The following is an 18119-nucleotide window of genomic DNA, read 5'->3' as shown; positions in this document are numbered from 1 at the left end:
GACTTATGGTCATTTGCTTAAATAACAAGGGGCAAAGTTAACTACTGGGTTTGTGCGCTTAGTAACACGCCCGAAAAGCTTCGGTATGCTCTTAAACCTAAATGCCATACACCAGGTTGAGGGTTAGTAATGCTACAAAGTTCTTCATTATCATTTTCATAAGGACGACACTCATAACTTGAAGTAGTGGGCTGTTGAGCAAACCTTACATAGAGGTCAGCATCGCCTGAACCACCGGTTGTTTGTACTTTTAGGCTGCTGGTGCCTGCTGGCACTTCAAAGGTGTAGTACAACCACTCTTCTTTGCTAGCACTTTGATCTGGCCACTGCTGCTGCGAACCTGGTGTAGTGCCAACGCTGAAGTTTGCTACCAGACTCAGGTCAGAATAGGCTTGATAGGCGTGCAACATTACATAGTATTTACCAGATTGAATGCTACTGATTGTGCAGTTTTCTGTGTTGCCATTTTCATATGGACGACAGTCATAATCTTGCTGCGTTGCCAGTTGGGCAAATTTAACATACATGTCAGCATCTCCGGAGCCACCAGAGGTGTTAAATGACAAACTTGTAACATTGTCTGGCACATCCAGTACATAGTGTGTTTCATTGTCTTTTGCTGCACTTAACCCAGTTAATGCTTCACCATTTTGTAGTGCTATGGCTTTGGGCGGTTCAACAGGGCCTGTACCATTGTCAATAACGCTTAACTTGTTAGTTGCTTGTTTGAGGGTGAGCACCTCTCCAATTTCATTTGCGTGCCACCAATTAACATTGGTAGGTAAGGCAAGGGGGTCGGCGGCGCGCTGTGCACGTGTCAGCGTGTCGGCAGATGCATCAAATTGCGCGGTGCGTACCAGTAAACTTTCAGAGCTGACAGATAGCACTTTGAATTGTTGAATACTTGCCAAATCAATGGTCCAAGACTTTGGGTCATTGGCGGAGCGAGCAGGCGCACCCCAACTACCTTCACCTACATAGACAGTGCCACCTGATGTAGTCGCATTAAAGCCATTGTTGGTGGGCTGTAATGCTTGAGTGAGTTTATTGATATGGGTATCTGATTCAACCACAAGGTTCATGGCATGGTTATAAAATGCATCTGCCCACCAAGTGTGCAAAATGGTGTTGTCTGATTTACCAGAGTAGTGAGGGTACATAGGTTTGTGGTATTGCGTGCTACGCCACTTAGCTGTGCTACCTTGGCTACTAAGATCTTGTGCTAGCCAATCATTCATAGCAGAGGCATAGCTAGACCAACCACTATTTTTGTATTGACTATTTAGTGTGTAAACCCGAAGCAAGGTGCCAACATTGAAAGCACCATAGGTGTCTGAGCTGGTACATTCACCATCTTGGTTATAGTCAACACCGAACACCTGACATAGGGTTCTATAGTTGTCATCTTCATGATTACCATGTGTTGCTACAAAAGGGTAGATACGTCGATAGTTGATGCCATCGATAATGTCATCGGAGAAGGTTAACTGCCAGTCTTGTAAATACTCTTTCATCTCTGATACGGAGTTTGCATTGGTATAGTCGCCGCCGTGCATAATGAACAGTGGGCGGATTTTTGCGATGAGCTGGTTACCTTGGCGACGTGTTGTCCAGCCTGTTCGGGTATCTCCGCCAGCTATGGCCGTAAAAGCTTGGTTGTCTGCCGGCGCAGTTTTAAACCAAAATGCTTCTGAGCAGCCTTGAGTGTCACATACTCGATAGTAAATATTGGTATTTGCACTGAGGTTTTTCAATGTAACAAACTGGCTTTCTAGTGAACCATCGAACGTGCGAGATGCACTCACAGGCTGCACGGTCCAGTTTTGTTCATCGGTTGATGTACCATATTTAACGTGGTGATTACTGCCCCCAGATGGAGTGAATCCAATTGTCGCTTGTGACTTTGGGCTGTGATCCCAGATAAGCCTATGGTATTGACTACCCGCTTGAGCGCTGGCGGTAAGGGTTAAACCGATAGCAAGGCTCACGATACGTGTGCTCATTTCCTTGATCCTATATTATTGTGTAGTTGAAGTGTCGCGACTGCTTAGCTGCGTGTGGGAGTAAGTCTTAGTGACATCACTCACTAAGATAACAAAGGCGGCGTTTCTATAGGGTAAAGAAACAACTTCGCCACTATGGAAGTTCACCGCTTTGGCACCTTGTTTAAGGTGCGCAAATTTTTGTTGTAATTTGACCTTTGCTTTACTTGTCCAGTAATCCCCTTTTTTGATATGAGCAAAGTAATCATAGGCAATGTAGGGTTGGCCGGGTCGAGCAGGCGGTTGAATCAAGCTGGCTAATTCATGCTCAGTCGGCAGTCGCCAGTTATTTTGGCCGCATAGTGTTTGCTTATTGGTGTGATGGATAAGATCCTGGGTGTCACAACGTGCCGCTTCAAAATAACAATCACCGTAATTTTCAGTACCTAAGCCTTGGTCATACCAAGAGTACGTCCAGTAGCCGTCATGAATGGATTCATCATCGGTTTTTACCTCCCACAAAAGGTTATGTTGTCGGTCCAATACACAGGCCCAAGGACCCTGCCATGGTGATAGCGCTTGGCCTTGCGCTGTTACTTTTGTATATCTAGGATGTACGGAGGGTTCAATGAGTGTGTCGCTAAACATAACGTAAGCGCAGGTTAGCGCAATGATGAGCAATGAAACAAAAAGCCTTTTGATCACAGTGAATACCTAAGTTTAATTGCACGCTGGTGGCGAGTATGAGCGATTTGGCTACTATCGAAGGCCGAAACCCAGATGCAAGTATTGTTATTTAGCGTCACATCATACTTTGACTCAGTCTGATTTTTTCTCACCAGCTCCAAAGTCCAATACCCATTTTGCCAATGGCCTTTGGCCCGTACATCAGCGCGGTCACCTTCGAATCGGTTGGAGCGATATAATACCGAGCTTAATTGCGTGCCAATGGGATAGGTATCCTTAGATGATTGGTAGGGCTGCGAGCCAAACCAGGGCAATACCGAGCTATGATTATGCTCGCTTGGGGTGGGTAATCTTTTTGGAGTAACCTGATTGGGAGAATACCATAGCCAATTCATTACATATGCACCGCTTTCTTTTCCATCTGTTTGATAGCCAGCTTTATAGCGACGTTGACCACTTAGCGGCTGTGCCAATGGGCCAATATAATTGTCATCGGCCAGTACCATATTGTTTGTTCGCACTGCTTTCCAATGCCATAGGTCGCGTATTTTGCCATCTAAGCTGGCGTGATAGCCTTTGCCATGCCAATTAGCTGGTTTGTTAGAAAATGGTTTTTTACCCAAGTAACTGGTGCCATCAGCACCTATGTCACAACTGCTTGACAGCATTACTGCAAACTTATCTTCATAGTGGCTTTGCTCATCAAATTGGTAAAAGCCGTTTTCTTTTACCTTCCAGCCTTGTGATGTTTTTATAAGAGGTAAGTGCTGTAAGCTTTTGGTTGGATCTGCCCAGCGGAACAAAAAAAAGGTTTCTTTATGATTACTCAGTGCTTTTATATGTACTTGAGTATGGCCGTCATCAAAGTTAGCACCGTTAGTGGTGTCAATTATGAACGTATGTGCTTGTTGCCACTGGGGTTCATTGGCTAGACCGTCTATTTCCATCAATACCTGATTTGAAATAGGTGCGACATTTAAGGTATGTGTTAGCGTATTCAGCAGAAAAAATAGTATCGCTGTGCATAAGCCTAGTGTGCCAAGTAAGCCATAAGGTACACTTTTGGTGTTCATCAGCAGGATTTTTTTAAAGGCTCTGCGACCATACTGAAGTATATACACCCAACTGTGCAGCAATAAATAGACGACAGTTGCTAACGCACTGTAATAATGTAATGACAAAAATTGTGTGGGCGTTAGGTCGAGGTAATTTGATAAGCCACTTACTAGGCATATGGTTATGACTAGGTAGCCAAAAAATGTGACTACGTTGTGGTAGCGGTTTTGTGAGGTAATACGACCACTGTTCACTGTAAAATATAAATAATACACACTTAGCATTACAAGCAGGCTTGCAGATAGTAAGTGTAGATTATGAACTTGTCCGCTGGGTAATAGCGGTGCAACCGTTAATATGTAGGGTTTAGTCAAGGTTGCAATACGAAAGCCAGAAAGCAAGCTTAGCGTAATTGCGAATATAGCAGCGGTATGTAAAAGAATAAAAATTGGACGTCGCACGAAATATCACTGAGTAAAATAATTGTAAATTAATATTACAGTTTATTTACTTGCTGTGAAGGGATGATGACAATCTATTAATTATCAAAGTATTTTTCGAGAGTTTTTAGCTAATGCGAGATCCTATCCTATACTCAACATAATCAGTTGTAAGCGTTTTATCAGCACTAGAGAGGGCGATGCCTGTGTCAAAAATAGCGAATGACAGCGTTATTGACAGCATGACAGATATCGTTGCTTGTTTGAATACGAGTGATTCGATACAGCGCTTCTTGTTGGATATTCATTGTATACTTCAAAAAGTCACCTACGCAGATAATTTCTATGTTGTCTTGTTCGGTGGCGAAGGAACGCTACAATTTCCTTATTTTCATGACGTGATGGATGACATCAGAGCCGAAGATTTAGAAGATATTGATCTAAATGTTGTAGAGCAAACGCTAACAGGTTATGCCATCAGCCAGCGTAAAATTTGTAATTTCACTCAGCAAGACATACAACAACTTATAGATTCTGGAGAAATACAGGTGTTAGGCACCATGCCTAGACAGTGGTTATGTTTTCCTTTACTTAATCGTAGCTCTTATCTGGGGGCGTTTATCATTCAATCTTATCGTAATGAGCAGGAATACTCTGGTGTTATTGTTGATGTGCTTTTTACTATTAGTCATGTTATCTCTTCCGCTTTAGATGCATTTAATAACCAACGCGATTTACTTGAAGCAAATGAAGCACTGCAAATCTATCAAAGAGAATTAGAGGAAAGAGTGCAGGCGCGCACGCAAGAGCTACAAAAAAGTCTTGAAGAAGTTCGTTTGGAAGTGACTAAGCGTGAGCAGTTACAGCAGCAATTGGAATATGAGTCGTTACATGACAACCTAACTGGTTTGGCAAACAGAAAGTACTTGTTTAAAGAGCTATCTCGGTTAGCCGCTAAATCTCAGCGTTGCAATTTGGAAATCTATGTACTGTACATAGATCTAGATGACTTTAAACCAATCAATGACAATTATGGTCACAAAGCTGGTGATATCGTCCTACAAACAGTAGCAAAAAGACTACTAAAGGAAGTGAGAGATTACGATCTGGTTACTCGTTTAGGTGGTGATGAGTTTGTGGTGTTGATGACAGAACCTCTTCATTTTGGAGTCTTGCAGCAAGTTTGTGAACGACTTCTTCAGAGCGTTTGTATGCCGGTTGAGATCACTGAAAATAATCATGTTCAGTGTGGTTGTAGCATTGGAGTGACGGGTAATTATGCACAGGCGTTCAGCGCTGAAGCAATTTTACACCAAGCAGATGATGCACTTTATCAAGCTAAGAATAATGGTAAAAAACAAATCTCTTTTTCGGTATCAAAGTAGAACCAAACGGTTTTAAGACTTTGCTTTAGTCTGTCTTTGCTTTAGGATCGAACCACAAAGATTTCCTGTAGCTTAAGTTATGGCATTGAGAATACTGTTTATTTTTTGTTGGTTGTGGTCATTTCATGGTAACGCAGTAGAAGTGACTGATTTATATCAAAGTGAGCTTTATGTCACTGATAAAAGTCGTGATACGCGAGTTGAAGCCAGCAAAAAAGCGCTATATAACGTGATAAAAAAACTCACTGGCCGCCATGAGGGTGGAGACTCTAGGCTTATCAAGCAAGCTATGCGTTCGATTTCCGATTATATGCTCAAGTATGAGTATTTAGATGGGGAAGACGGAACGGTTAAAATCCGAGTAAAGTTTGAGCCAACAAGAGTCGAAGAATTAGTTAGGGACGCTCAGTTACCGCTATGGGGAAACCGTCGACCACTGATAGCTATTTGGCTTGCCATAGAAGATAACTTTCGCCGAGAATTTGTAACACAAGATAGTTATCCGCAGCTTGAGCGCTTAATTTATGATACGGCATCAGAGTGGGGCGTTCCTGTCATAGTCCCTTTGTTAGATCTTGATGACCTGGCCAAAGTAAGTGTTGCAGAAGTTTGGGGTAATTTCTCTGAACCAGTAGAGTTGGCATCGCAAAGATATAATGCGGAACGAGCTATCACGGCGCGTATGTTCCAGCAGCGCAACAGCAGTAGTTGGCAATTAGAGTGGCGCTACACAGATGCGGACATGTTTGAAATGAACAAACTAGTGGGCGACAAGCAGCAGATCTTAATTAGAATGGTAAATGACTTTTCGTCGGAATTAGCCAGAAGTTATGCCATCGACCCAAATGTATCCTTGGCGACCCAAAGTACTTCTTTAGTAGTGGATAATTTAAAAACATTTACCTCAATTGAGCTGGCTAAAAGACAATTAGCAAGTTTAAGCACCGTGGTGGATGTTGATGTGATTTACCGCTCTGGGGATCTGGTTAGGTTTGAAGTCAAACATAGCTCCACATTAGAAGATCTCGTAAAATCATTAAATCTAGAGCAAGCATTTAGTATTTATGTTGACCCACATGCGTTTTATCAAATCGCCAATGCCTCGAATTTACGTTACAGCTGGGCTGGCCAGTGATGAATAATGAACCCATGCAAATGGCGTTGCCAGTTACGCTCCCAGATGATGAAACATTTGAATCTTACTTTGGTGGTGCTCAGTCGTTAGAGGTAAATCATTTAAAGGCGTCATTGAGCAATTTAGTCAAAGATTTTCAATATACTTATTTATGCGGATTAGCAGATTCAGGTAAATCACACTTACTCTACGCTACTTGTATCCATGCTCAGGAAATGGGATTATCGACTATTCTACTGAGTTTAAGAGAAGTGATTGATTTTGGTCCAGCGGTCTTAGATGGTTTGGAATCGTTGGATGTCGTATGTATCGATGATGTGCACTTGGTTGCAGGTATCGAACATTGGGAAAAAGCACTGTTTAATTTTTTTAATCGATTTAATGAGCCTAACAAGTGTTTGGTTGTGACGGCAGATCTTTTACCCAACATGCTAAATATTAATCTTCCAGATCTTGAATCCCGCTTGGCATGGGGAACCACATTTCAAATTCGTTCTATGAGCGATGATGATAAGGCCGAGGCACTGGTTAAAAGAGCAAATATGCGCGGCTTAGAGTTGAGCGATGAATGTGCCCGCTTTTTGCTCACAAGATTGAGTCGTGACATGCGAGCGCTGTTAGATGTGCTAGATAAACTTGATCATGCGTCTATGGCAGCACAAAGAAAGCTAACCATTCCATTTATTAAAACCACGCTGCGATTATGATGAATTTGCACGCAAAGTAGGTGAATTTCTCTTGGATTTACCTAAAAGGTGCGAGTTTTTACAAATATTCACCCACAATAGTAAACTGAACCCTAGTTAGGGCTAGAATCTAGTCCTTGCTTTCAGTTATCATACGCGATTAATACAACAGCAAATTACCTCCATAAAGATCAGGTATAGAATGAACTTAGAGAATATTTTAGCGCAAGCGTTAGAAGCCGTATCGGTAGCTCGCGAAATTGCGCACCTTGAGGATGTCCGAGTTAATTACCTTGGTAAAAAAGGTGAGATCACAGGATTACTAAAAACTCTGGGCACACTCGCACCAGAAGAGCGAAAAGAAGCCGGCGCCGTTATCAACCAGGCTAAAACTCAGGTGCAAGATGCAATAAATGAAAAGCGTGAGCAATTGACTCAACAGGCACTTGAGAAAAAATTGGCGGCAGAGACAATAGATGTGACTTTACCGGGTCGCAATATGCCTGTTGGTGGTTTGCACCCAGTGACGCGCACGATAGAGCGCATTGAGTCATTCTTTGGTGAATTGGGGTTTGCTGTTAAGTCTGGTCCAGAAGTTGAGGATGACTTCCACAACTTTGATGCGCTAAATATTCCTGAACACCATCCAGCACGTGCTGAGCATGATACTTTTTACTTTAACCCTAAATTGGTATTACGTACTCAAACCAGTGGTGTGCAGATCCGAACGATGGAAGCTGAGCAGCCGCCATTGCGTATAATTTCTCCAGGTCGCGTATACCGAAATGACTACGATCAGACTCACACGCCTATGTTCCACCAAGTAGAAGGCTTGATGGTTGACACTGACGTGAGCTTTACTGAACTTAAAGGTATTTTGCACGATTTCTTGCGTAACTTCTTTGAAGAAGACATGGAAATTCGCTTCCGTCCTTCATATTTCCCATTCACTGAACCTTCGGCTGAAGTTGACGTAAAAGGTAAAAATGGTAAGTGGTTGGAAGTACTAGGTTGTGGCATGGTACATCCAAATGTATTGCGCTCTGTAGGTATTGACCCTGAAAAGTATACCGGTTTTGCTTTTGGTATGGGCGTTGAGCGTTTAACCATGTTGCGTTACGGCGTAAACGATTTACGCGCATTTTTTGAAAACGATTTAAAATTCCTAAACCAATTCAGATAAGAGTGAAGTTAATAATATGAAATTTAGTGAAAAGTGGTTACGCGAGTGGGTTAATCCAGCCATTGATACTGAGACTCTATCTGAACAGCTTTCTATGGCAGGTTTAGAAGTTGACGGACTAGAGGGCGTAGCAGGTGACTTCTCTGGCGTGGTGATTGGCGAAGTGGTTGAATGTGGCCAACACCCAGATGCAGACAAGCTACGTGTTACCAAAGTTAACGTTGGCGAAGATGAATTACTGGATATTGTTTGTGGCGCTGCAAATTGTCGCTCGGGGCTTAAAGTTGCGGTAGCGAAAGTGGGTGCAGTATTACCTGGCGACTTCAAAATTAAAAAGGCCAAGCTTCGCGGTCAACCTTCACACGGCATGCTTTGCGCGTTTGAAGAACTTGGTATGGCTGAAAGCTCAGACGGTATTTTAGAGCTACCAAGTGATGCGCCAATCGGCCAGTGCATCCGTGAATATTTCTCGTTAGATGATGTAACTATTGATGTTGATCTTACAGCCAACCGCAGTGATTGTTTAGGTATTAAAGGCTTAGCACGTGAGGTAGGCGTATTAAACTCATTAGATGTTACTGAGCCCGCAATCGAGGCTGTTCAGCCTACAATTGATGACACAATCTCTATTGAGCTTGTAAACAGCCAATCATGCCCACGTTATTTAGGTCGTATTATTAAGGGTATTAACCTAGATGCAACGACTCCACTTTGGATGGTTGAAAAATTACGTCGCTCAGGCGTACGTTCAATTGACCCAGTTGTAGACGTTACTAACTATGTGTTGCTTGAACTTGGTCACCCAATGCATGCGTTTGACTTAAACGCCATTGAGGGAGGCATTAAAGTACGTAACGCCAATGAAGGTGAGGAATTGGTGCTACTTGATGGAAATACAGCGAAGTTAAATCCGACAACATTGTTGATTGCAGATGATAAAAAAGCACTTGCAATGGCAGGTATCTTTGGTGGTGAAGCATCAGGTGTAACAGAAGGTACAAAAGATATCCTTCTAGAAAGTGCCTTCTTTGCTCCGCTGGCCATTGCAGGTCAAGCACGTAGCTATGGTTTGCACACAGATGCATCACACCGTTACGAGCGTGGTGTTGATTACAAGCTACAGCGCGACGCGATGGAGCGTGCAACAGCCTTGCTACTTGAGATTGTTGGTGGTCAAGCAGGTCCTGTGGTTGAGGCTGTATCAGAAGCTGACCTACCTAAAGAAAAGTCAGTTACATTGCGTCGTGAGCGCTTAGACAGAGTCATTGGCTACCATATCGCTGATGAAAAGGTTTCTGACATTCTAACGCGTTTAGGGTTGACAATAACTTTTGCAAACAATACGTGGCATGCAGTGGTGCCAAGTTATCGCTTTGATATCAGTATCGAAGAAGACTTGATTGAAGAAGTCGCTCGTGTATTTGGTTATAACAATATCCCAAATGTAGCGCCAAAAGCAGCGTTGAAAATGACTAACCACAGCGAAGCGAACCTACCAGTATCGCGCATGCGTAACGAGTTGGTTGCACGTGGTTATCAAGAAGCCATCACTTATAGCTTCGTTGAGCCCAAAGCACAAAAGCTACTGCACCCAGAGTCAGACGCTTTAATACTACCACACCCGATTTCTGTAGAAATGTCAGCGATGCGCGTGAGCTTGATGACAGGACTAGTGAATGCAGTAGTGTATAACCAAAACCGTCAACAGTCGCGTATTCGTTTATTTGAGCATGGTCTTAAGTTCCTCAAAGATGAATCTGCAGAGAATGGGGTTGCTCAAGTTGCTGTTGTTGGTGGAATTGTTTATGGGAACACTCATAATGAGCACTGGTCAATCGCATCGCGTCCAGCAGACTTTTTCGATGTCAAAGGTGACGTTGAAGCCTTACTTGCATTGACTAACGATGGTGCGCGTTTCAGCTTCAAAGCAGAGCAATGTGATGGATTACATCCAGGGCAGTCTGCAGCAATTTATTTTGATGATGTAAAAGTTGGCTTTATTGGCGCTATTCATCCACAATTACAAAAGTCTCTAGGTTTGAATAGCACGGCCTATGTGTTTGAAGTTGAAGTGGATGCATTGAGTACTCGTAAGTTGCCAGAAGCAGTAAGTGTGTCTAAATTTCCATCAAATCGAAGAGATATCGCTATTTTAGTTGCAGATGATGTAAAAATAGGCGATATTTTAGATAGCATTGAGAAAGTTGGCGGAAATCAATTAGTTGACCTAAACTTATTCGATGTGTATAAGGGCAAAGGTATTGAGCCAGATTTTAAGAGTTTGGCGATTGCTCTTACACTACAAGCGGTTGATAGAACACTCGAAGAGAAAGACATCAATCAAGTTGTAGACAACGTGGTGGCCGAACTGGCCAAACAATTTAATGCATCGTTGAGGGACTAGATATGGCGCTTACTAAAGCCGACATAGCTGAACACCTATTTGAAAAATTGGGGATAAATAAAAAGGATGCCAAAGACTTAGTTGAAGCGTTTTTTGAAGAAATCCGCTCAGCGCTTGAAAAAGGAGAGCAAGTCAAGCTCTCTGGATTTGGTAACTTTGATCTCCGTGACAAAAAAGAGAGACCGGGTCGAAACCCTAAAACAGGTGAAGACATTCCAATCTCTGCGCGTCGCGTAGTAACTTTCCGTCCGGGCCAAAAACTGAAGACTCGCGTCGAAGTTGGTACTAGTAAAGAAAGTTAATATTTTTTAAAAGTTGAAAGCTATTCCTAAGGCCTTGAGTTCACGCTTGAGGCCTTTTGTTTTGTCATAAAAAAGTCATAAATCTTCACTAAACTGTCGCCTTTCATATATGGCAGGCTGAGGTTTAAATCATGCCAAGGGCACGTTTGTTTGCAAAGCAGTTGAAAAATATTGCATTTGCTTGGTTGATTTGCAGTGTTGTGTTTGGAATGTTGCTTGTTCTACTTTACATTCAGCATCGTGATGCAGAGCAGTTACATATTCAAAGTATTGCCCAGAAGGTTCACTTCGAGCTTAATACTCAGCTTAAAGAGATTGACTCATTTTTGCGTCAGGCTGAATCGCTTGATGTTACTTGCCCCCAAGAAACACTATTCCGACTTAGGCAACAGGTGTTTAAAAACCCTGCAATGAGTGAGATTGGTATCGTTAATCAAAAGGGTCAATTGTTGTGCAATACATACGGTGTTCTTAATCCGCCAATTCAAACTACTGAACCTGTAAGAAGCAATGAGCTACGCTACCACGGCCCAATCATAAGCGAGTATATGGAAATGTCAGCCTTTGTGCTTGCTAGAACAAGACAGGATGGTTATGCGGTCAATGTGCTGTTACCGAGTGATTGGCTGCGCCATACACTCGATTTACAACAATATTCACAGCTTGATTTTATAGCACTCGTTGATAGTGAAACAGGTGTGCCTATTTTGTTGCAGGGTCACTATAGTTTACCACTGCACCAGTCATTATTTCCGGTTCAGCGCCCTCTACAGGCTCATGGCAAGTTTGATGATGGGAAAAACAAGTATTTGTTTGCTAAACCAATAATCTCACTTCCAAGGCTTTCGGTGGTTGCCTCAAGCAACAGCAGTCCAATCTTTACTGTTCAATCAACAACTTTTGTTGCGCTTCTGGCTGTGTATATGATCGCTTGGGGGGGACTAAGCTATCTACTTTACTTCATTGAAAAACGGCAGTTGAGCTTGAAATTTCAATTGAAACATGCGATTGCACAGCATCAATTATTCAACGTCTATCAGCCGCTTATAGATGCGAAAACGCAACACATTGTTGGAGTCGAAGTGCTTATTCGTTGGCAGCACCCAAGTGAAGGGGAGCTGGGGCCCGCTTATTTCATTCCTGAGGCTGAAAGAAGTGGCGCTATCGTCGAAATTTCTATTGTTCAAGTAAATAATGCAGTAAAGGAATTAGCCCCGCTGCTGGCGCTAAATCCACAGCTCAAGGTTTCTTTCAATGTGAATGGGCAGCTATTGAGTTGTCCTGCTTATCTAGCCACGCTTGAGCTAGCGAAACAGCATATCCGCTGTCTTACTATCGAGTTGACTGAGCGAGATGTATTATCTCAAGTACAGGTTAAACACACTTTAGAGCAACTTGTTGCGCAAGGTATTGAGGTTGCGGTTGATGACTTTGGTACTGGATATAGCGGCTTGCAGTACTTGCAAAGCTTCCCAATTGATTTATTGAAGATAGATCAAAGCTTTGTGGCCTCAATCGGGCTAGATAACTTGCAATCACCCGTACTCAACGCGGTGATAGAAATGGCGACCAAACTAAATAAAAAGTTGATTGCAGAGGGCGTAGAAACAGCTTATCAGGCTGATTATTTACTCAAGCAGGGAGTTGAAGTACATCAGGGGTGGTTGTATGCCAAAGCATTGGCTATTGAAGCGTTGATAGCAATGGTAAAAAGGGAACCATCTACGCTCCCTTCATACTCTTAACCGCTATGGTTTATGCAATCACACCGCTGCAAAGTAGCAGCCATAGCTTGGCATGCTTAGAATGCCAGAGCTAAGCGTACAATTATGGTGCTGTAACTCAGTATGTTCAGAGCTAACTTTGTCCTCTAGCTTGAGTGTTTGTGACTCGCCACTTAGGTTAAATACGCACAATATGCGCTGTTGCTCATAGCGACGATAAAAAGCTAACACCGGTTCAGGTGTGTCGATAAACTCAATATCACCATATTGCAGGGCAGGCATCGTTTTTCGCCATGCCATAAAATGTTGAAAGCGCCTTAAAACTGAGTCTTCCGCCTGCTGCTGAACGTCAACCGCAAGTGCTTGATGTTGCTGCTCAACAGGTAGCCAAGGTGCTTGAGTGCTAAACCCTGCATGGGGTTGCTCCATCCGCCATGGCATGGGTGTTCTACAGCCGTCACGACCTTTAAAGTTAGGCCAAAAAGTAATGCCGTATGGGTCTTGAAGATCTTCAAAAGCAACCTGCGCCTCACCCAACCCTAGCTCTTCACCTTGATACATACAAACGCTGCCCCGCAGTGAGCCAAGTAATGCGGTTAGCATACTAACTTGTTTAGGGTCGGTATCACCAGCTGAGTTCCAGCGGCTTGCAACTCGCTCAACATCATGGTTACTGAATGCCCAGCATGGCCAACCCTGTGTCATTACGGACTCTAACGTGCTAACTGTTTCGCGGATATATTGCGCGCTATAGTCTTTTGTGAGCAATTCAAAGCTGTAACCCATGTGCAGCTTATCGCCATCGGCGGTATATTCTGCCATGGTTTGCAGCGAATCTTCTGATGAGATCTCACCTAAGCTAACTGTACCAGGATAGCGGTTTAACAAGCTGCGGATCTCTTGCATAAATGACAAATTTTCCGGCTGAGTGTTGTTGTAATAGTGATATTGGAAAGCGTAGGGGTTATCTTCGCTAAATCCTCGACCTTGGCGAAGTTCCTTTGGTTTAGCAGGGTTATCGCGTAATTGTGCATCGTGGTAACAGAAATTAATTGCATCCAAACGGAAGCCATCAACGCCTTTTTTAAGCCAAAACTCCACATTATCTAGCACTGCTTGGCGTACGTCTGGGTTGTGAAAGTTCAGATCCGGTTGTTCCGTTAAAAAATTATGTAAGTAGTACTGACAGCGTCTTGGTTCCCATTGCCAAGCTGTACCACCAAAGATAGATAACCAATTATTCGGAGCGCTACCATCAGGTTTGGCGTCCGCCCAAACATACCAATCGGCTTTATCATTGCTGGTATTTTCACGGCTTTCGACAAACCATTGATGTTCGTTAGATGTGTGGCTAAGTACCTGATCAATAATTATTTTAATGTCACGTTGGTGTGCTTGTGCTATTAAAGTATCAAAATCATCTAGATTGCCAAACATTGGGTCGATATCGCGGTAGTCACTGATATCATAGCCAAAGTCTTTCATGGGAGACTTAAAGAACGGTGAAATCCAAATGGCATCAACGCCAAGTGACTTTATATAATCTAATCGATTTATGATCCCTGGCAAATCGCCAATACCATCGCCATTTGTATCTTGAAAACTGCGAGGGTAGATCTGATAGATAACCGCACCTTTCCACCATTGCTGTTGAGCCATGTATATTCTCCAAGTTTCTGCTCAATACTGCCATTTATGAAGGAAGTTATATAAACCGAACCAACATGGGGCATTTATGGCAAAAAGCATACGTTATCGCCCAAATACTGTAAAAAGGTTGCATACGTATGCATCGTAAATACCGAAATTGGAGGCAAAAATAAAACGGGGAAAAGCTAATGTTGTTTTTGTAAGAAAAGTTTACCAATTGTGCCTTGTCTGGGGAGGGAAGCTATTTGGCCCTAATATTCTTCATGGCAAGGGTGATGTGAATGGTAAGACCAATTTATCATTGTAAAAAGATCAACAGATGTGAGGTGCTAATGCTATTACTTTTTTGTGACATAAAAAAGAAATCAGGTTAAGTTTGCAGCAAAAATCCGCTATATATTTGTGATCAGAAATTTCACTTTTCAAATATATTAATTTCTTTTAAAACAGAGTGTTATCCTGGTTTTGTGTGAAATAAATGTAAACCCAGTGAAGTTAGCTATAGTTTGAATACGTATGCATAAAGTTGTTTATAAAATTGGCTCAGCGCTAATATGCATCCTGACAACAAAAGTAGCTGGACATCAATGCGCTTGTTATCCAAGCAAGCAGATAAGAAAAAGATGTTTCGGTATAAATTGGGTAATTGGGATAAAACACTATGTCTATGTTCAAACCAAGTATGTTTACACTGGCACTGATTAGTGCAGGTGTTGTTTCACATTCTGCGTATGCAGCTGAAGAAACTGCAAAAGCACAAGAAGATCAAAAAGTAGAAGTGATAGAAGTGAAAGGTTTTCGTGCCAGCGTTGTTGAATCAATCAACACGAAGCGCTTTTCTTCTGAAGTCGTTGAATCAATTTCTGCGGAAGACATAGGTAAATTACCTGATTCTTCAATCGCTGAGTCAATCGCTCGTTTACCAGGGTTAACAGCACAGCGTCTTGATGGCCGTGCCAGCAAAGTAAGTGTACGTGGTTTCGGTGAAGATGAGAGTGCTACAACCTTTAATGGTCGCGAACAAGTTTCTATCTCTGACAACCGTGGCGTTGAGTTTGACTTATACCCTTCAGAGGTAATGAGCGGCGTTACTGTTTATAAAACACCCAGTGCAAATCTAGAAGCGGAAGGTATTGCCGGTGTTATCGACATGCAAACTATTAAACCATTGAGTGTTGATGAGCGTGTTTTCCAACTAAATACCATGTATGAAAAAACCAGCTTTGATAAGCTGAACCCAGATGGTGAAGATGCAGGCTTGCGTGGTACTTTCTCTTATGTAGACAAGTTTGCCGATGACACAATTGGTGTGGCACTGGCATTAACAACCATGACTTCGCCAAACCAGGAGAAACGCTGGAATGCATGGGGTTACCCAGAATTTGAAGCCGATGGTAAGCAATACTCAATCTTAGGTGGTGCTAAGCCATTTGTTCGCTCATCAACGCTTGAGCGTGACTCTGTGATGTTCGTATTTGAAGCGGCCCCTAGCGATAACCTATCTATGGTTTTCGATGCCTTATATGTTGACTTTAAAGACGAAAAAATCTTACGCGGGATTGAAATTCCATTTGCATGGGGCCAAGGCTCTATTTCTGGACAATCAGCAACAGTTGATGCAGCAAGTGGTTTTGTTACTAGCGCTGTTACTGAAGGTCAACGCGTTGTAGTACGTAATGACTATGAAGACCGTGAAGCTGAATTAAGTGCTTTTGGCTTCAATACAAAATACAACGTGAATGAATCTTTAACGCTGGAATTTGACGCAAGTCACTCGAGTGTAGAAAAGAAAATTTGGAGCTTAGAGAGCTATTCAGGTACTGGACGTGGTAATGAACGAGGCGAAGCAGATAACCTTGGCTATACATTCTCTGGCGGTAACACGGGTGCACAATTCAGCCATGAATTAGATTACAGCGACTATGACTTAATCAAAATTGGAGGTCCATTATCTTGGGGCTGGAGTTCAGCACTTAACGAAAAATATGGTGTTGTTGGCTCAGAAAATGCTGATGGTGATTATGAATATCATCCATATGAAAACCAGCTACAGGATGGTTTCATTAACGCGCCGACCATTGAAGACGAACTAAATGCCTTGAAATTTGCAGCAAAGCAAGCGCTAGATAATGAATTTGTCAGTAGTGTTGAGTTTGGTTTGTCGTACCGCGACCGAGAGAAGTCTAAAATGTCAGAAGGTTACTTTATGACAGTAGCGGATTTCTCATACCCAGATAACCCAGGTATGTTAACTGTTCCAGAGCAATATCGACTAGGTAGTGCAAACTTAGACTTTATCGGCATGGGTGACATGATTGCATATGATTCACGTGCAATGGTTGCTGATGGGCAGTTTGATTTATTGGCAGAAAGCCTTACTAATCCAAGCCATGCTACTATGTCATGGAAGGTAGAAGAGCAGGTGACGGCAGCCTTTGTACAAGCAAATATCAATGCTGAAATCGCAGGCTTCCCTGTGACAGGTAATGCGGGTTTACGCTACGTAAAAACTGAACAAACTGGTAAAGGTAATGCTTTCAACACCGTTGGTGGCAAAGTGGTTACTACACCAACTCACGTTGAGCATGATTACTCACATTTATTACCAAGCTTGAACTTATCCGTTGCGCTTGACGAAATGCAAACGGTACGCTTTGGTGCTGCGAAAACAATTTCTCGCCCTCGTCTTGATGAGATGAATGCGTCTATCAGTGCTAAATACAACCAGCGCCCTGATGAGAATGGCAATAACTGGGAAGTATCAGGTGGTAACCCAACGCTTGAACCAAAAGAAGCAATTGGTTTTGACTTGACGTATGAAAACTACTTCAGTGCCGAAGGTTATTTCTCCGTTGCGTTGTTCCATAAAGAACTAAAAGAATGGATCTTTGACGGAACATATGAAATTGATATGACTGGTGTTGTTGACCCTGTATCTGGTGAAGTTCCACCCAATGCTGGAGGTTCAGGTAAAGGTAAAGTCAATGGCGGTGGTGGTGATCTTTGGGGCTATGAACTATCGGTTGCATTACCGTTTAATATCTTCCACGATAGCCTTGAAGGTTTTGGTATTATTGCCAGCCATACAGGGGTTAAGTCAGATATCAATGACCCTAACGGCAATGAGTACGAACTACCAGGCTTGTCTGACAGTATTCAAAGTTTAACATTCTATTACGAGAACTACGGTTTCCAAGCTCGTACAAGTATGCGTAAGCGTAGTGAGTTTAAAGGTGATGTATACGGCCTAGGGTTTAAAACTGTCCAAGTTGATATTTTAGGCGAAACCATTTGGGACGCACAGTTCGGGTATGATTTTGGTGAAGGTGGCTTTGAGCAACTAGATGGTTTGTCGGTAAGCTTCCAAATTCAAAACATCACAGAAGAGCCGTTTACTGCGCTTTCTGGTGATAATGCCCTGCAAGTACGTGACTACCAAGATTATGGTCGCACTTACATGCTAGGTTTAAGTTATAAGTTTTAAT

The 18119-nt window shown here is 42.7% G+C and carries 12 protein-coding genes; 8 read left to right on the top strand and 4 right to left on the bottom strand.

Annotated elements, in window-relative coordinates:
• Positions 1 to 41: 41 nt before the first annotated feature.
• The 3 genes from BIW53_RS12475 to BIW53_RS12465 are packed head-to-tail and all read right to left on the bottom strand — an operon-like array spanning position 42 to position 4186.
• Positions 42 to 2003, bottom strand: coding sequence for a pre-peptidase C-terminal domain-containing protein (locus BIW53_RS12475; protein ID WP_070992351.1), 1962 nt, complete (start codon positions 2001 to 2003; stop codon positions 42 to 44).
• Positions 2004 to 2018: 15 nt separating this feature from the next.
• Complete coding sequence (locus BIW53_RS12470) at positions 2019 to 2687, bottom strand: Lcl C-terminal domain-containing protein (protein ID WP_245699409.1); 669 nt, start codon at positions 2685 to 2687, stop codon at positions 2019 to 2021.
• The gene (locus BIW53_RS12465; RefSeq protein WP_070992350.1) at positions 2684 to 4186 is read right to left on the bottom strand and encodes an ethylbenzene dehydrogenase-related protein; all 1503 of its coding nucleotides are present in this window, start codon (positions 4184 to 4186) and stop codon (positions 2684 to 2686) included. The genes BIW53_RS12470 and BIW53_RS12465 overlap by 4 nt, the downstream gene beginning before the upstream one ends.
• Before the next feature lie 179 nt (positions 4187 to 4365).
• On the opposite strand from BIW53_RS12465, the gene BIW53_RS12460 reads away from it, so the two are divergent.
• The 7 genes from BIW53_RS12460 to BIW53_RS12430 all read left to right on the top strand — a co-directional run bounded on the left by BIW53_RS12460 (position 4366) and on the right by BIW53_RS12430 (position 13005).
• Complete coding sequence (locus BIW53_RS12460; protein ID WP_070992349.1) at positions 4366 to 5550, top strand: GGDEF domain-containing protein; 1185 nt, start codon at positions 4366 to 4368, stop codon at positions 5548 to 5550.
• 79 nt (positions 5551 to 5629) lie between these two features.
• Complete coding sequence (locus tag BIW53_RS12455) at positions 5630 to 6685, top strand: DUF2066 domain-containing protein (RefSeq protein ID WP_070992348.1); 1056 nt, start codon at positions 5630 to 5632, stop codon at positions 6683 to 6685.
• Positions 6682 to 7392 (top strand): DnaA inactivator Hda, encoded by a 711-nt coding sequence (gene hda, locus BIW53_RS12450; RefSeq protein WP_084228152.1) that lies wholly within the window; start codon positions 6682 to 6684, stop codon positions 7390 to 7392. The genes BIW53_RS12455 and hda overlap by 4 nt, the downstream gene beginning before the upstream one ends.
• Positions 7393 to 7573: 181 nt before the next feature.
• On the top strand, positions 7574 to 8554 hold the full coding sequence (gene pheS / locus BIW53_RS12445; RefSeq protein WP_070992347.1) for a phenylalanine--tRNA ligase subunit alpha: 981 nt from the start codon (positions 7574 to 7576) through the stop codon (positions 8552 to 8554).
• Positions 8555 to 8570: 16 nt separating this feature from the next.
• A complete protein-coding gene (gene pheT, locus BIW53_RS12440; protein ID WP_070992346.1) occupies positions 8571 to 10958 on the top strand; it encodes a phenylalanine--tRNA ligase subunit beta in 2388 nt (795 codons plus the stop codon).
• A 2-nt stretch (positions 10959 to 10960) separates the two neighbouring features.
• Positions 10961 to 11260, top strand: coding sequence for an integration host factor subunit alpha (ihfA, locus tag BIW53_RS12435; RefSeq protein ID WP_010362644.1), 300 nt, complete (start codon positions 10961 to 10963; stop codon positions 11258 to 11260).
• 131 nt (positions 11261 to 11391) lie between these two features.
• Positions 11392 to 13005 (top strand): EAL domain-containing protein, encoded by a 1614-nt coding sequence (locus BIW53_RS12430; protein ID WP_070992345.1) that lies wholly within the window; start codon positions 11392 to 11394, stop codon positions 13003 to 13005.
• Between the two features lie 18 nt (positions 13006 to 13023).
• Here BIW53_RS12430 and BIW53_RS12425 read toward each other — a convergent pair whose 3' ends face one another.
• Complete coding sequence (locus BIW53_RS12425; RefSeq protein WP_070992344.1) at positions 13024 to 14643, bottom strand: alpha-glucosidase family protein; 1620 nt, start codon at positions 14641 to 14643, stop codon at positions 13024 to 13026.
• Between the two features lie 652 nt (positions 14644 to 15295).
• On the opposite strand from BIW53_RS12425, the gene BIW53_RS12420 reads away from it, so the two are divergent.
• Entirely contained in the window at positions 15296 to 18118 is a 2823-nt protein-coding gene (locus tag BIW53_RS12420) for a TonB-dependent receptor (RefSeq protein ID WP_070992343.1), read from the top strand.
• The last annotated feature ends 1 nt before the right edge of the window (position 18119 follow it).

The sequence above is a fragment of the Pseudoalteromonas byunsanensis genome (assembly GCF_001854475.1).
GTDB lineage: Bacteria > Pseudomonadota > Gammaproteobacteria > Enterobacterales > Alteromonadaceae > Pseudoalteromonas > Pseudoalteromonas byunsanensis.
This window is presented reverse-complemented; position numbering and strand designations above follow the sequence as displayed.

Coding starts and splice junctions, on each gene's coding strand:
- BIW53_RS12475 (WP_070992351.1), bottom strand. CDS start 2,003: ATGAGCACACGTATCGTGAGCCTTGCTATCGGTTTAACCCTTACCGCC.
- BIW53_RS12460 (WP_070992349.1), top strand. CDS start 4,366: ATGCCTGTGTCAAAAATAGCGAATGACAGCGTTATTGACAGCATGACA.
- BIW53_RS12455 (WP_070992348.1), top strand. CDS start 5,630: ATGGCATTGAGAATACTGTTTATTTTTTGTTGGTTGTGGTCATTTCAT.
- pheS (WP_070992347.1), top strand. CDS start 7,574: ATGAACTTAGAGAATATTTTAGCGCAAGCGTTAGAAGCCGTATCGGTA.
- pheT (WP_070992346.1), top strand. CDS start 8,571: ATGAAATTTAGTGAAAAGTGGTTACGCGAGTGGGTTAATCCAGCCATT.
- ihfA (WP_010362644.1), top strand. CDS start 10,961: ATGGCGCTTACTAAAGCCGACATAGCTGAACACCTATTTGAAAAATTG.
- BIW53_RS12430 (WP_070992345.1), top strand. CDS start 11,392: ATGCCAAGGGCACGTTTGTTTGCAAAGCAGTTGAAAAATATTGCATTT.
- BIW53_RS12425 (WP_070992344.1), bottom strand. CDS start 14,643: ATGGCTCAACAGCAATGGTGGAAAGGTGCGGTTATCTATCAGATCTAC.
- BIW53_RS12420 (WP_070992343.1), top strand. CDS start 15,296: ATGTCTATGTTCAAACCAAGTATGTTTACACTGGCACTGATTAGTGCA.